The sequence below is a fragment of the Bacteroides sp. ET225 genome (genome assembly GCF_024733745.1).
GTDB classification, from domain to species: Bacteria; Bacteroidota; Bacteroidia; order Bacteroidales; family Bacteroidaceae; genus Phocaeicola; species Phocaeicola excrementipullorum.
The window spans coordinates 35023-50070 of sequence record NZ_JANRHN010000012.1; the positions used below are offsets into that span (position 1 = coordinate 35023).

Here is a 15048-nt window from a genome sequence, read left to right on the forward strand (position 1 = left end):
ATAACCCCTAAAATAAACGAGTTATGAAACTGAGTAATTTATTCTATCTGGGCGCGTTTTCCGCCTTGGTTCTTACCGGATGTAAGAGCAATGATGACAACAGTGAATGGATGGGAAGTGACGGTATCGTCTTTACTTCTCAGATTGAAGGAGTGACTTCAAGAGTATCAGGCGCTTCATGGGATGAAAACGATGAGGTCGGCATCTTTATGACCACTGCTGAAGAAGAATATTCAAACTACAAGTATCTGGCAAAAACAGACGGCTCTCTGGTGGCTGACGGGCAAGTATTGAAGTATCCGGCAAGCGGTGCGTCAAGCTTCATCGCTTATTATCCGTATACGACTTCGCTCAGCGGGAAGATATATGCGGTTAATGTCAGTGACCAGAGTGACCCGAAAAAGATTGACCTGCTCTATTCGAACAATGCTACCGGCATTCAGCCCAACGATCAGGTTGTTCTTAGATTCCAGCATAAGCTGAGTCAGATTGTGCTTAATATTCAGAAGGAAGGCGATCTCGACATCAATGGAATGGCGATAAAGGTTTCCGGAATGAATACAACGGCCAACTTTGACCTGAATGACGGAACATTAACAGCAACAGACAGCAAGGCGGATTTCAATATGAACGTGCAGACGGAAGGGAATACGGGAACGGCTGAGGCCATTGTCATTCCGGCTGCTGACTTGACTGGCGCAACGCTGACTTTCACGCTGGCTGATGGCAAGAACTTTGCATGGACTGTCGATTCGCCGGAAGCAGACGAAAGCTTCAAGGCCGGCACCAAGTATATCTATACAGCTACTATATCCAACACCAACGGACAGCCTGCGGTTGAAATGGGCAAGGCTACGATCGAAGACTGGACTGAACAGGCCGGAGGCAATATCAATGTAGATATGGGAGAAGGTGAAGATCCGCAGCCGGGAGAAGAGTTCGTGGCTTTGGATGAATCGTTTGCTGCTGGTCCAGGTTCGTTCAGCATCGAAAATAAGAATCTGCCAAGTGAACTTACTTATATTTGGAGCAATGATGACAGATATTCTTGCATGAAAGCAAGTGCATACCTTAATAACACAAATTACGCAACTGAAGGATGGCTTGTTTCTTCTGAGATTGACCTGACAACTGCAACGACAGCTACACTAAGCTTTGAGCATGCTATCAATCACAACAAAGAAGGGAATATGAGTGACAACCACATTGTTGCAGTATCTGTAGACAATGGAAGCAGTTGGACTCCGTTAAGTGGTGTTTCGTATCCTGAATCTAACAGCTGGACTTTTATTTCAAGTGGAAACGTTGATCTTTCAGCGTATGCAGGTCAAAAAATCAAGCTTGCTTTCCAATACAAGAGTTCGTCAACATCTGCATCTACATGGGAAGTCAAAAACGTGAAGATTGTTGCTAACGGCAACGGCGGAACAGTTGATCCAGATCCGGATCCGGAACCGACCCCAGGTGAAAGTGATTTGTTCATTTCTGAATATGCAGAAGGGGCAGGTTTAAACAAGTATCTTGAGCTTTATAATCCAACGGATGAAACTATAGACCTTTCCAATTATACATTGGCTATGAAGAATTATTCAGGATCTTCGGATTACTTGAAACCAAGTGGAGAGAAGAAAATCGTTTTATCGGGAAGTTTGGCTCCAAAGACCACTATAGTTTATAAGCATTCTGATGCTGCGCTTGAAGTTCCAAGTGCCGTTGAACTTAGCGATGATGTTATGAATTTTAATGGTAACGATCCTATATTGTTATATAAAAATGATGTGATCATTGACCGTTTAGGCGATGAAACGACAGGAGAAGTTTTCGGTGTAGATGTAACACTTCGCAGAAAGACTTCAGTGACTGGGCCATCTGCTACATATGATCCTAATCAGTGGGAAAAATTGGAAAAAGGAGATGTCAGTGGGTTTGGCAGCTTCTGATGCTATATAACATTCTAAAAAATGAGGCTGTATCAGAATCGGAAGTGACTGTCAAAAAATAATGTCATTCTGAGCGAAGCGAAGAATCTCGTGTGCATCTGTTTATGTTTCCGAGATCCTTCACTGCGTTCAGGATGACAAAATGAATGATTATTTTCATTTTGACATACCCTCTTTCAGAGTTGCAATCTGGAATAATAATATTCGTAAAATTACTGAACAGATTTGATTAAACGATGATGTAGGCCAATGCTTGGCAAACTGAAATTGAAAATAAAAAAACAACGAATTATGAAACAAAAATTACTGTTCTTCATGGCATTCCTGTTGCCCTGCCTGCTCTTTGCACAAAGCAGATACAGCGTAAAGGGTAATGTAATCGGAGCAGTGAGCAACGATCCTGTTCCGGGAGTCATTGTGACCGTTACGGAACATGACATTCAGGTAACGACCGATGCAGACGGAAGATTTACTCTCCGGAACATGCAGCCCGGAAAATACGTGCTCCATTTAAACTCCGTAATGATTACTCCGAAAAGTGTGACCATCGAAGTGAATGATCTGGGCGATACGGAACTCGACCCGATCCGTGTGACTGAACTCAACGCCAACGAAGACATCTCAATGATCGGAATCATTGATGCGGAGATGGTGGACGATGATGTGGAAAGCGCTTCGCAGGATGTCAGCTCTACAGTAATCCTCTCGAACGACATTTTCTTGAACCGCACCGCTTATCAACTGTCACCGGGACGATTCTCGCCCAGAGGATACAACAGCACCAAAGAACTGAAATACATCAACGGTGTGGAATTCAACGATCAGAACCGGGGCGTGTTCAATTATGCTTCAATCGGCGCTTTGAACGACATGACACGCAACGGTGACGTAACCAACTTCACCGCGCCTTCGCGCTTTACTTTTGGGGCGTTGGGAGGAGCAGAAAACATAGACATGCGCGCCTCAAGCTATACGCCGGGCGGCAAACTGACGCTAAGCTATACGAACAGAAACTATTATCTCCGCGGCATGTTCACCTATTCAACGGGAGTGAACGACAACGGATGGGCTGTCACTGCTTCTGTGGGAGGAAGATATTCGCATGAAGGAAACATTGACGGAACATTCTACAACAATGTTTCACTGGCACTTTCGGCCGAAAAGCAATGGGAAGGCGGAAAACACAGCCTGTCGATGGTGGCCTTCGTTTCGCCCGTACAGCGCGGGCAGCAGGGAAGCTCTTACCGCGAAGTGTATGAACTGACAGACAACTATCTGTATAATCCGAACTGGGGGTATCAGAACGGCAAGAAAAGGAATGCGAGAGTGGTGACGGCATTCGACCCGACAGCAATCATTTCGCATGTCTGGAAGATAAACGACAACATGCGTCTGACAACCGGTATCGGAGCGCATTACCAGCGCTATGGAAATACAGCATTGAACTGGTATAACGGACCGGATCCGCGTCCGGACTACTACCGTTATCTCCCGTCTTACTTCGAGAACGAAAGCGTGCAGATGCTTTATCGGGATTTGTGGAGAAGCGGCGATCCGAGCTTTACCCAACTGAACTGGGACAACATGTATCTGGCTAATGCCAACAATCTGCGTAACGGAAACGGTGCGGCCATCTATATGGTGGAAGAAAGACGCAGCGACCTTTTTGAAACTTCGCTCAACTCGACACTGAACGCGCGCTTCGGAAGACATCTGAATCTGACTGCCGGAGTAGGCGCACGGTTTACTCAATCGCGCCAGTTCAAGACGGTAGATGATTTGCTGGGAGCCGAATACGTGCTGGATATCGACAAGTTCTCCGAGCAGGACTTTTCTGGCGACCATGACAAAATTCAGAACGACCTGCTGCGCCCGGACCGGAAAGTGTATGAAGGCGGTATCTTTGGCTATAACTTCAATCTGAACATTTATTCGGTGAATGCGTGGGTAGTGAACCAGTATACTTCGCGTCACTGGGATTACTATTATGGGATGAAACTGACCTATACCAATTTCCAGCGTGACGGAAAAATGATGAACGGACGTTATCCTGACGATTCGTACGGAAAGGGTGCCAACCACTCGTTTACCGACATCATGCTGAAAGGCGGTCTGACCTATAAATTCAACGGACGCCACATGCTGACAGCCAACGTCAGCTACGGAAGCGAGGCTCCGCTGCCCTATGATGCCTATATTTCACCGCGTATCACCGACCGCACCATCAGTAACATAGAAAGCGGGCGTGTGTTCTCGGCTGACTTGAACTATATATTCTCCATGCCGAAGTTTGCGGGACGTATCGGTGTGTTCCAGACTAATTTCTATGATCAGATGGAACGTAACAGCTATTACGACGGAATTGAAGGGACCTTCATCAATCACATCCTGTATGGCGTAAACCGTATTCATCGCGGATTTGAAGTGGGAGCGACCTACAAGCTGGACGACCATTGGAGTTTCGACCTGGCCGGTACTGTAGGCGAATACTATTACAGCAACAATCCGAACGGACTCAGACACTCCGAAAACGGCAAGGTAGTAGAAGAAGAAAAAGTGTATATGAAAGACGTATATGTAGGAGGAATGCCCCAGATAGCCGGAACTTTCGGAATCCGCTACTTCATCAACTACTGGTTCTTGGGAGCTAATGTAAACTGGTTTGCACGCAACTATATAGAGGCAGCTCCGCTTCGCCGGCAGGCTTCGAACTATGAAACCGTAAATCCGTACGATCCGGAAATGATGGAAGCTTATCGTAAGCTGACTACTCAGGAACGTTTCCCGTCGGCCTATACGATCGATCTTTCAGTAGGTAAGATCTTCTATCTGCGCAACCGCCAGTCTATCAACTTCAATTTGTCGGTGAACAACTTGCTGAACAAAGAGGATATCTGTACGGGAGGTTACGAGCAGGGCCGCTCGGATCTGGACTATCCGGACCGGTTTGGTGGAAAATACTATTATATGCAGGGAATCAACTGCTTCCTGAACGTAAGCTACCGCTTCTAACGATTCATATTACTAACGACAATAAAACTTATCATATATGAAACTTTTGAATAAATTCAGTTTATTGCTGCTTTCCGCTTCATTTGCATTTACTGCTTGCGAACGCGATTATGATGCACCTCCTTTGAGCGAACCGGAATATACCGGTCCGGCAGCAAATACAACCATAGCCGAATTGCGCGAATTAGGCGCGAGCGCAACCCAGGATGTACCGTTCGTTATCGCCGGAGATTTTGTTTTGAAGGCTACCGTAACAGGTAACGACGAATCGGGAAACATCTATAAAAAAATATACTTTCAGGATGAAACAAGTGCCATCGAGATGGAAGTTGACCAGAACAGCGTGTACAATTATTATCCGGTGGGACAGGTTGTTTATGTAAACTTGAAAGGATTGAGCATATCAGTGTATGGCGACGAGCAACAGTTGGGACATCCTGACGGTTATCTTTATCGTACCCCATGGGAAACATTTCAGGAGGTTGTGAGCAAAGACGGATGGGCTAATCCCGAAAACGCCAAACCTACAGTCATTGATGACATAAGTACGGTCAACACAAACGTTGACGGCTATAAGTTCAAGCTTGTCCAGTTTACGAATGTGTCTTTTGCAAACGGAGGTAAAAACATTTTCGCTCCGGAAAGTGGTTACGGTGAAGAGAATATCGTAGATAGTCATGGCAATACGCTGATGGTGCGCACCAGCAATTATGCTGATTTTGCCGGACAGACGCTCCCTGCAGGAAGAGGCAATGTAACTGGTATTTTGGGAAGATTCAACGGTACATGGCAGCTGACTCTCCGTTCGATCAATGATGTTGCTGACTTTACAGGAGAAAGCGCTGGCGATGGAGAACAGGGAGGTGAAACGGAAGAAAACGTTATCTTCAGTGAAACTTTCGGGACTCCGGAGAAGAGTGGCAGTTATTGGCCTTTATTTAAAGATTACAATGGGTTTGATAATCCGAAGGAGATGTTCGAAGACGAATCAGGAAAGGCTTCTGTGCGTATCGCAAACAATTACACGAACGTTTGGTATCCTACCGGTTCTGATATTAATATTAAGATAAAGGGCATCAATGCACAGGGACAAACTGTAGCTACTTTGGTATATGAAGCTGGAGCGAATGTATATGATGCTGGTGAAACTCAGGATCTGAACACGTTGAAAGTGCGTTGCAATGGAACTGAGCTGACTGTTCCAAGTAAAGTTGTTACCGGTGATGATAAGCAAGGCAATACGCCCTTCAAATTCACGTTTGAGAATGTAAATGTTTCTGACGATACTACCTTGGAGTTTTATACTACGTCCGCAGACAATACATACGGGCTTCGTTTGTATAATGTTAAGTTGTATACCGCAACAAGTGGTGGAGGCTCTCAAGGCGGCAATACCGGAGATGGAGGCACGCCTATAGAACCGATACCGACCAACAATTAAAATGTAATCTGATTATTTATGAACAAACGAATCATTTTATTGAGCCTGTTTGTGACATGTATTGCACTCAGCCTTTCTGCGCAGCAGAAAAGGCTGGGCGTATATGCCGCGGCATTCTATAACTTGGAAAATCTTTGGGATACGGAAGATGATCCGGACAACCCGGGGGATGATGAGTTCACTCCTAAAGGTCCGTACGAATGGACGGAAACAAAATACAGGCAGAAATTGAACAATGTGGCTAAAGTGATTTCTCAACTGGCGCTTGACTATTGCCCTGCCGGGCCGGCGATTATAGGTATTTCGGAGGTGGAGAACCGGAAGGTGGTCGAAGATTTGGTGAAGGCAGAGCCTGTTGCTTCGAGAAACTATCAGATCGTGCATTTCGAGTCGCCCGACCATCGGGGAATTGATGTGGCAGCACTTTATAACCCGCGTCTGTTCCGTTTCATTTCTGCTCAGAAATATCCGTTCAACAAACCGGATATGCCTGACTATCGTACGCGTGATATTCTTCTGGTAAACGGACTTCTGGCAGGGGAGCCTTTCCACTTGATTGTGAATCACTGGCCTTCGCGCTATGGCGGTGCCAAGTCTTCTCCGTTGCGGGAGTTTGCGGCAAGCATTGTCAAGCATATCGCTGATTCGCTTCATGCAGACAACCCGGAGGCGAAAGTCTTGATCGTCGGCGACTTGAATGATGATCCGAGCGACCCGAGCTGCAGCAAGGTTCTGGGTGCCAAGAAGAATAAGAAAGATGTGAAGCCGGATGGTTATTTCAACGCAACCTGGAAATTCTTCGATGAAGGCATCGGCTCGCTGTGTTATCAGGACAAATGGAACTTGTTTGACCAGCAGATCGTTTCGGGGAATCTGTTGGGCAAAGACCGCAGTACGCTGAAGTTCTGGAAATCGGAGATCTTTAACCGTTCGTTCCTTATCCAGCAGGAGGGCAAGTATAAAGGCTATCCGCTGAGAACCTTTTCGGGTACGACCTTCCAGAACGGATACAGTGACCATTTACCCACACTGACATATTTCATTAAAGAAATCCAATGACATTGACGGGCAAAGGCGGACGGGTGATGGAGAAACTGAATAAACGGCTTCGTTCACCCGTCCGCCTTTACTTTTTGATCAATATTCAAAAGTAATTCCCAATGTGGGAAGCACCGTTCCGCTTTCCTGTCTGATTGACTTCATTACGTAACGCTGCTCAGCCGACGGAGCAGATGGGTTTGCTATCTGCCCGGTGCTCATCAGTACATCCTGCTGGCGCAGCTTGCTCCCGGTGATGTTCTGTATGTCGATATAGAAGCCAAGCATATATTTCTTCAAGTAAAACGTTTTGTCTATGCGCACGTCAAGTTGTCCGAAAGCAGGCAGACGTTCCGAATTGTAGCGGCTATAGTCGAAGTAGGGCTTGCCCTGTGCGTTCCATGCCTCCACCAGCGATGACTTGTCCGTATCGTAAGGAGTGTAGGGAGAGCCGCCGATGCAGCATACTTTCATTCCTACGCTCCAGTTCTTCGGAAAGCTGTACGTGCCGCTTACGTTCAGAATAAAGCGGTTGTCCCATGCGGACGGCAGATAACTTCCTTCGTTGCCGGAGCGGAATTCGCTCTTGAACAGCGTAAATGAGGACGAAAGGTTCAGCCGGTTAGTGAGCAGCCATTTGAACATCATTTCAACCCCGTATGAACGTCCTTGAGCTTTCGACACGAGTTCTTCGTTGCCTATCACTCCATAGTCGTTCCCTTTGCAGGATAAAGGTATGCCGTCGGTTACGGAAAGAGGCATATTGCGGTATAATTTATAGAATCCTTCAACTGAAACTTCCATCGTTTCATTCGGGTTCCAGGTCAGTCCGATGCTTTCTTGCGAAACGGAAGTATAATCCAGATTGCGGTTGACATACTGCCCTTCATTTCCTTTGAATCCCAATGCCGTATATTGGGGAAGCTGGTAATATAATCCTACATGGCCGCTCAGAAAAAGTCCGTCAAGCAGCCGGTATGATACCGAGAGCCTGGGTGACATCTGGCGCCAGAGCTCTTTCATTCTGTCGCTGTAATTGTTCGCATCCGCCCGCAATCCCAATGATGCGGTGAAGCTTTCATCGGAGGAAATATAGTTCATTGACGCGAATAGTCCCCAGCGTAACAGGTTCAGGCTGGTATGATAGTCTGACAGATGCATTTGGTCGGTAAAAATCTTCTGGTAAGTAGTGTTCGTATAGTGCGACTGCCCCAGCTCCAGTCCGAAATTCAGTTTCCATACGTTCCATGCAGAAGTGTTCTCCAGCCGCAATTTTGTTTCCTGTTCTACAGAGCGCAGATTCAGTGTCAGGTTCTCTTCACTGCTTTCATCATTGTTCAGATACTTCAGGTTGCGGTTGTTCAGGTAGCTGTGGCTCAATGTGACCGTTTGCACATGATTGCCGGCATAATGCCGGTAGACTCCTCCCAGCGTAAAGGTTTCCTGTTCTATCTTCGGCAGATAGCTCAGCATGTATTCTGCATCCTCTCCGTCGATGCCCAGATTCAGTTTCATGCGGTCGATTCCTCCCAATCCCAGTACGGTCAGTTCATTCTGCGGATTGAAGCGGGTCTTGACTTTAAACGAAGCGTCGGTGTAGGCTGGAAGAAAAGGCAGGCCCAGCATTTTGAAAAGCATCTGCAAGTATGACTGCCGGACGGATACCAGATAGGAGGTACGTTCGCCGATGTGTCCGTTGGAACTCAGCGAAACTTCTGATGCTCCCAGCGTAGCCTTTATTGAATTATGCTCCATGTCACCGTCGCGCAGGCTGAAGTCGAGAACCGAGCTCAGCGCATTGCCTCGGTTGGCGGGGAAAGCTCCGCTGTAAAAGTTTACGTTGCGGATCAAGTCTGCGTCAATCAGCCCGACAGGCCCTCCTGATGCTCCTTGTGTGCTGAAATGATTGATGTTTGGAATCTCGACTCCATCGAGGTAGAAGCGGTTTTCTGAGGGGCCTCCTCCGCGTACGATCAGGTCGTTGCGATAGCCGATGGGGGAGAATGCTACACCCGGATAATTTTGTACCACGCGCGATATGTCCCGGTTGGCTCCCGGTGCCTTTTCTATCTCCTGCATTCCGATGATGCGGAGGCTGACCGGGCTTTCTGCCACCCGGCGGAAAGGAGAGGCCGTAACGGTGACCATATCCAGTGCTGCCGCTTCTTCATCCATCTCGATTAAAATATGAGGGGTGATGTGATTCACTCTGTATTCCGGAGTCACGGCTGTTTTGTAGCCTATCAATGAAGCCTGCAGGCTGTAGATTCCTGGAGGCACGTTTCTGATTTCAAAACTGCCGGAAGCATCGGTCGTGCCGCCGATTCCCAGTCCCATAACCAGAACGTTGACAAATTCGATCGGTTCGCGTGATTTCCGGTCGATTACGGTCCCGGCTATGCGGTAGTTGGCAGCCAGAAGCCGAAAGACGGGCAGAAGCAAAGTCAGGAACAGGGCTATTCGTTTGAAGGACATAGGCTTTGGAAGAGGTCGGTGAGAAGGTGTGCCAGGATTTAAGCGGGCCGGGCACAGGAAATATAAAGTTGCAGAGGAGAAAATAGCTGCCAGTCTGTGTCTTTACACTTGGATCTTTATCCTGTCACACCTTCTTCAGACACGATTGTAAACGGATTCTTGGTTCGTGCCGGATATTCCGGTTAAAGATTTTCTCTGATAGCCTTTGCAATGGCTTCAAATTCTTCCGGCTGGAGTTTCAGTTTGGGATTCGAGAACAGCATGTCTGATTCTTTCTGCATCGGAATCAGATGAATGTGAGCATGGGGAACCTCAAGTCCGATTACCGCTTCGCCTACCTTTCTGCAGGGGAAGGCCTTCTGGATTGCCAGTGCCACATGTTTTGCAAACACGTGCATCTCTCCCAGATCTTCATCAGAAAGGTCAAAAATGTAATCCACTTCCTGTTTCGGCACTACCAGCGTGTGGCCTTTGGCCAGTGGGTTGATGTCGAGGAAAGCATAAAATTTGTCGTTTTCGGCTACTTTGTAGCTGGGAATCTCACCTGCGATGATTTTGCTGAATATTGTTGCCATACCGTATGAAATTAAATAAGGCAAGCCTGCACGAAGCAGACCTGCCTTCTGTTAGAATGATATACCTGTTACTTCCAAGCTGATTTTGCCCTGGGGAATCGTGATTTCAGCGACATCGCCTACTTTCTTTCCCAGCAGCCCTTGCGCAATCGGAGTGTTCACCGAGATTTTACCTTGTTTCAGGTTTGCTTCGTTTTCAGACACGATTGTATACGCCATTTTCATTCCGGTCTTTACGTTCTTCAGTTCCACCCGGCTCAGAATCTGTACTGTATCTGTTTTCAGCTTTGAAGTGTCGATGATTTTTGCATCTCCGATAGTAGCTTTCAGCTGGTTGATTTTCATTTCAAGCATACTTTGCGCTTCTTTTGCTGCATCGTATTCTGCGTTTTCCGACAAGTCGCCCTTGTCACGCGCTTCCGCAATGGCAGCAATCACTTTCGGCCGTTCAACCGACTCAAGGTGTCTTAATTCGGCCACCAGTTGCTGGTAGCCTTCTTCTGACATATAAGCCATAATTTTTCCTCCTATATATTTCGTTAGTTAATAATTTCAGATAAAAGTAAAGGGCTGTTCCAAAATAGAACCACCTATCAAAAGTAAAGTCATTCTGAACGAAGAAAAGAAGACGGGCACTGAGAAAGACAACGCCCACCGTCTTCACTTTGTTCAGAATGACAATTTTGAATAGTCAGTAAAAATTTTGATACAGCCTCTTGGCTATAAACTCTTTGTATTTTCTGCAAAGATAAGCTTTTTTGTATTACGAACCAAATGCAGAGAGATATGCTTTACAACATATATGGAATATTAAAGAAGTTTCTTGATTTCCGTTTCCAGATCGGCGTTTTCCGGGAGCCGGAGGCTCAGTTCGTTATTACGGTTTATGAGGAAGCTTCCGGGAAGTTTGGTCAGACCGTATATGTTGATATACGATGAGTAGGGACCTTGCGGATCGCGGACGCAAATCCACGGCAGATTGTCGGCCGCGGTTTTCCAGAAATGCTCGTCCACGTCAAACGAAACCTGGTAAATTTCGAATCCCTGCGGCGCATACTTGTTGTAGAGTTCGCGCAAGGCAAGGTTGCGTACGCCGGAGGTGGCGGCGCCATAAGCCGTGAAGTCGAGGAGCACGACTTTTCCTTTCAGGTCTGTAAGGTGATGAAGCTTGCCGTTGATGTCTTTCAGCGGAACGTCTATGATGGATGTTTCCTGAATCTTGTCGGCCGGCAGGGCTATTTGTTCCTGCGCCGGCGTGCGCGTATTCTTCATCCCCTTAATTACCATGTTATAAAGGTTGCGCGAACGGTCGGCATGGGGATAAAGGTTGTTCAGGCTGGTAGCGACGGCCGCAAAGCATTTCACGTCGTCCTTGCTCGTCAGCGGGTCGAAAATCATGTAGCCGTTCAGCGTCTGGAACAATGCGAAGTAGGCGTATGACTTGTTGGGAGCCGCGAAAATATAGTTCCGGCGCACCTTTTCCTTATAGGCATTCACCATCCGCATCAAGCTGTCCTGAGCAATTCCGGCGGGCAGCCCCGACTGTCCTAATTTGTTGACAGCCTGCTGCAGTCCGGACTGCAGCAAAGCAAGTTCCTTTATTTTCAGGTTGTTTTCCGAACCTTCAATCTGATAGTCTGTGGAGAAGCCGTTGTAATCGGCCTTCACCGTTACCGTTTCAATGGAATCTACCGAAAAATTGATAATCTGGTTGTCTATGCGCAGGCGATAGAATTCCGGAGATTCGGGGCGGTTGCCTTTGAAGCTGAAAGTTCCCTTGCTGCCGAGCTTGACAGAGTCGAGTTCAACAATACCTTCCAGACCGGTCTGCTCAAAATACAGCATTTTGTCATCGGCGCCAGTTACCGCACCTTCTACGAGGAAAGACGGATTCTGGTTGCAGCCAGCCAGAACGGCAGCTATCAAAGCTGCCACCATATAAGCACTTCTTTTCATTGACAGTTCTTTTTTAATTTTGCTGCAAAGTTACTTCTTTTCATGACTTCACAAAGTTTTTCCGCCACAAATCGATTTCACGCGCCTGCAAACCTTTTTCCGGGCAGGGAAGGGCCGCCGGGAAACGGCTCGTGGCTTTGAATAAAACGGCCGCTCGTCTTGCCCGGTTTGTCCCGTCATCTTTGCAGAGATGGCCTGTCTTTTTTTGAGGGTCTTTCGGTGGCGGAGAAAATGAGGAAACGTGATTCCGGTTTCAGAAAACGAACATATAAAAAACGTGTTGGCGGCAAAAGTTTTCACGGATAACGAGGGTGGTATACAATAAAATATCTATCTTTGCGCAGATTTTTGAAATAATATAAAAAAGTTTTTTATGATCAATCCTATTGTTAAGACGATCGAGTTGAGAGATGGAAGAACCATCACGCTCGAAACGGGAAAGCTTGCAAAACAGGCAGATGGTGCTGTTATGCTGCGCATGGGAAATACCATGCTGCTGGCTACTGTTTGTGCAGCAAAAGATGCAGTTCCCGGTACAGATTTCATGCCTCTCCAGGTAGAGTACAGAGAAAAATATTCCTCATTCGGACGTTTTCCGGGTGGCTTTACCAAACGTGAAGGAAAGGCTTCTGATTACGAAATCCTTACTTGTCGTCTGGTGGACCGTGCCTTGCGCCCGCTGTTCCCGGACAACTATCACGCAGAAGTATACGTGAACATCATTCTTTTCTCTGCCGACGGCGTTGACATGCCTGACGCACTGGCCGGACTTGCCGCTTCTGCTGCTTTGGCCGTATCCGACATCCCGTTCGGAGGCCCGATTTCAGAAGTGCGTGTAGCCCGCATCGACGGCAAATTCGTTATCGACCCTACTTTTGAAGAGTTGAAGCGTGCCGACATGGATATCATGGTTGCAGCAACTTACGATAATATCATGATGGTGGAAGGCGAAATGAAGGAAGTTTCAGAACAGGATCTGCTGGAAGCCATGAAGTTCGCTCACGAAGAAATCAAGATTCACTGCAAGGCGCAGATGGAACTGATGGAGGAAGCGGGCAAGACGGTGAAGCGCGAATACTGTCATGAAGAAAATGATGAAGATCTGCGCAAGGCCGTTCATGAAGCCTGCTATGCAAAGGCATATGCCGTAGCAGAGTCAGGCAACAAGAACAAGCACGAACGTGAAGATGCGTTTGCTGCCATCTGCGACGAATTCAAGGCTCAGTTCACAGAAGAAGAGCTGGAAGAAAAAGGCCCTATGATCGACCGCTACTACCATGATGTGGAAAAAGAGGCTATGCGCCGTTGCATCCTTGACGAAGGAAAACGTCTGGACGGACGTGCCACTACTGACATACGTCCGATATGGTGCGAAGTAAGTCCGCTGCCCGGTCCTCACGGCTCGTCAATCTTCACCCGCGGTGAAACTCAGTCGTTGAGTACCGTGACGCTGGGAACAAAGCTCGACGAGAAGATCATTGACGATGTGCTTGACCAGCACAAGGAGCGTTTCTTGCTGCACTATAACTTTCCGCCGTTCTCAACCGGTGAGGCAAAAGCGCAGCGCGGTGTAGGCCGCCGCGAAATCGGTCACGGCCATCTGGCATGGCGTGCGCTGAAAGGACAGATTCCCGCAGACTATCCGTACTGTGTGCGTGTGGTTTCAGATATTCTCGAGTCAAACGGTTCGTCTTCTATGGCTACCGTATGTGCCGGAACACTGGCCCTGATGGATGCCGGTGTGCCTATCAAGAAGCCGGTATCAGGTATTGCAATGGGATTGATCAAGAATGCCGGAGAAGACAAGTATGCGGTGCTTTCAGACATCTTGGGAGATGAAGACCACTTGGGAGATATGGACTTTAAGGTGACAGGTACCCGCGACGGTATCACCGCTACACAGATGGATATCAAATGCGACGGACTTACGTATGACATTCTTGAAAAAGCACTGTTGCAGGCAAAGCAGGGACGCGAATACATTCTCGGCAAATTGACCGACTGCATCGCCGAACCTCGCGCCGAACTGAAGCCTCATGCTCCGCGTATCGAAACGATGACCATTCCGAAAGAATTCATCGGAGCCGTAATCGGCCCGGGCGGAAAGATTATTCAGGGTATGCAGGAGGAAACCGGAGCTACCATTACGATAGAAGAAACCGACGGTGTGGGACGCATTGAAATCGCCGGAAACAACAAGACGAGCATTGATGACGCAATTCGCCTTATCAAGAATATTGTTGCTGTTCCCGAAGTGGGCGAAACCTATAAAGGCAAGGTGCGCTCTGTAATGCCTTACGGAGCATTTGTTGAGTTCCTGCCTGGAAAAGACGGCTTGCTCCACATTTCTGAAATCGACTGGAAGCGTTTTGAAACGATTGAAGAAACCGGACTGAAAGAAGGCGATGAAATCGACGTGAAGCTGATGGATATCGATCCGAAAACTGGCAAATTCAAATTGTCGCACAAGGCTCTGCTTCCCAAACCGGAAGGTGTGGAAAACGGAAACGGCAAAGGCGAAGGACGCGGAAAGCGCGAACGTCGTCCGCACAACAATCCGAAAGAATAAATGCAGCTTAGCTTAAGCTTATTCACATAAAGAAAGTCCTGC

General features: G+C 47.5%; 9 protein-coding genes. 5 read left to right on the plus strand and 4 right to left on the minus strand.

Annotated features, from left to right (window positions below; genetic code table 11):
• The first annotated feature begins 23 nt into the window (after positions 1-23).
• From NW212_RS07150 to NW212_RS07165, 4 genes are all read left to right on the plus strand, one after another.
• Positions 24-1940, plus strand: a complete 1917-nt coding sequence (locus tag NW212_RS07150) for a fimbrillin family protein (protein WP_258337958.1) — start codon at positions 24-26, stop codon at positions 1938-1940.
• A gap of 291 nt (positions 1941-2231) precedes the next feature.
• Positions 2232-4952, plus strand: coding sequence for a beta-sandwich domain-containing protein (locus NW212_RS07155; protein WP_258337959.1), 2721 nt, complete (start codon positions 2232-2234; stop codon positions 4950-4952).
• 37 nt (positions 4953-4989) lie between these two features.
• The gene (locus NW212_RS07160) at positions 4990-6393 is read left to right on the plus strand and encodes a DUF5689 domain-containing protein (protein ID WP_258337960.1); all 1404 of its coding nucleotides are present in this window, start codon (positions 4990-4992) and stop codon (positions 6391-6393) included.
• Between the two features lie 18 nt (positions 6394-6411).
• On the plus strand, positions 6412-7452 hold the full coding sequence (locus NW212_RS07165; protein ID WP_258337961.1) for an endonuclease/exonuclease/phosphatase family protein: 1041 nt from the start codon (positions 6412-6414) through the stop codon (positions 7450-7452).
• 78 nt (positions 7453-7530) lie between these two features.
• Here the strand turns inward: NW212_RS07165 and NW212_RS07170 are convergent, their stop codons facing one another.
• The 4 genes from NW212_RS07170 to NW212_RS07185 form a co-directional block, all read right to left on the minus strand.
• A complete protein-coding gene (locus tag NW212_RS07170; protein WP_258337962.1) occupies positions 7531-9906 on the minus strand; it encodes a TonB-dependent receptor in 2376 nt (791 codons plus the stop codon).
• A gap of 182 nt (positions 9907-10088) precedes the next feature.
• A complete protein-coding gene (locus tag NW212_RS07175; protein WP_258337963.1) occupies positions 10089-10481 on the minus strand; it encodes an HIT family protein in 393 nt (130 codons plus the stop codon).
• A gap of 51 nt (positions 10482-10532) precedes the next feature.
• On the minus strand, positions 10533-10997 hold the full coding sequence (greA, locus tag NW212_RS07180; protein ID WP_258337964.1) for a transcription elongation factor GreA: 465 nt from the start codon (positions 10995-10997) through the stop codon (positions 10533-10535).
• Positions 10998-11291: 294 nt separating this feature from the next.
• Positions 11292-12437 (minus strand): TlpA disulfide reductase family protein, encoded by a 1146-nt coding sequence (locus NW212_RS07185; RefSeq protein ID WP_258337965.1) that lies wholly within the window; start codon positions 12435-12437, stop codon positions 11292-11294.
• A 373-nt stretch (positions 12438-12810) separates the two neighbouring features.
• On the opposite strand from NW212_RS07185, the gene pnp reads away from it, so the two are divergent.
• On the plus strand, positions 12811-15006 hold the full coding sequence (gene pnp / locus NW212_RS07190) for a polyribonucleotide nucleotidyltransferase (RefSeq protein WP_258337966.1): 2196 nt from the start codon (positions 12811-12813) through the stop codon (positions 15004-15006).
• Positions 15007-15048: the final 42 nt, after the last annotated feature.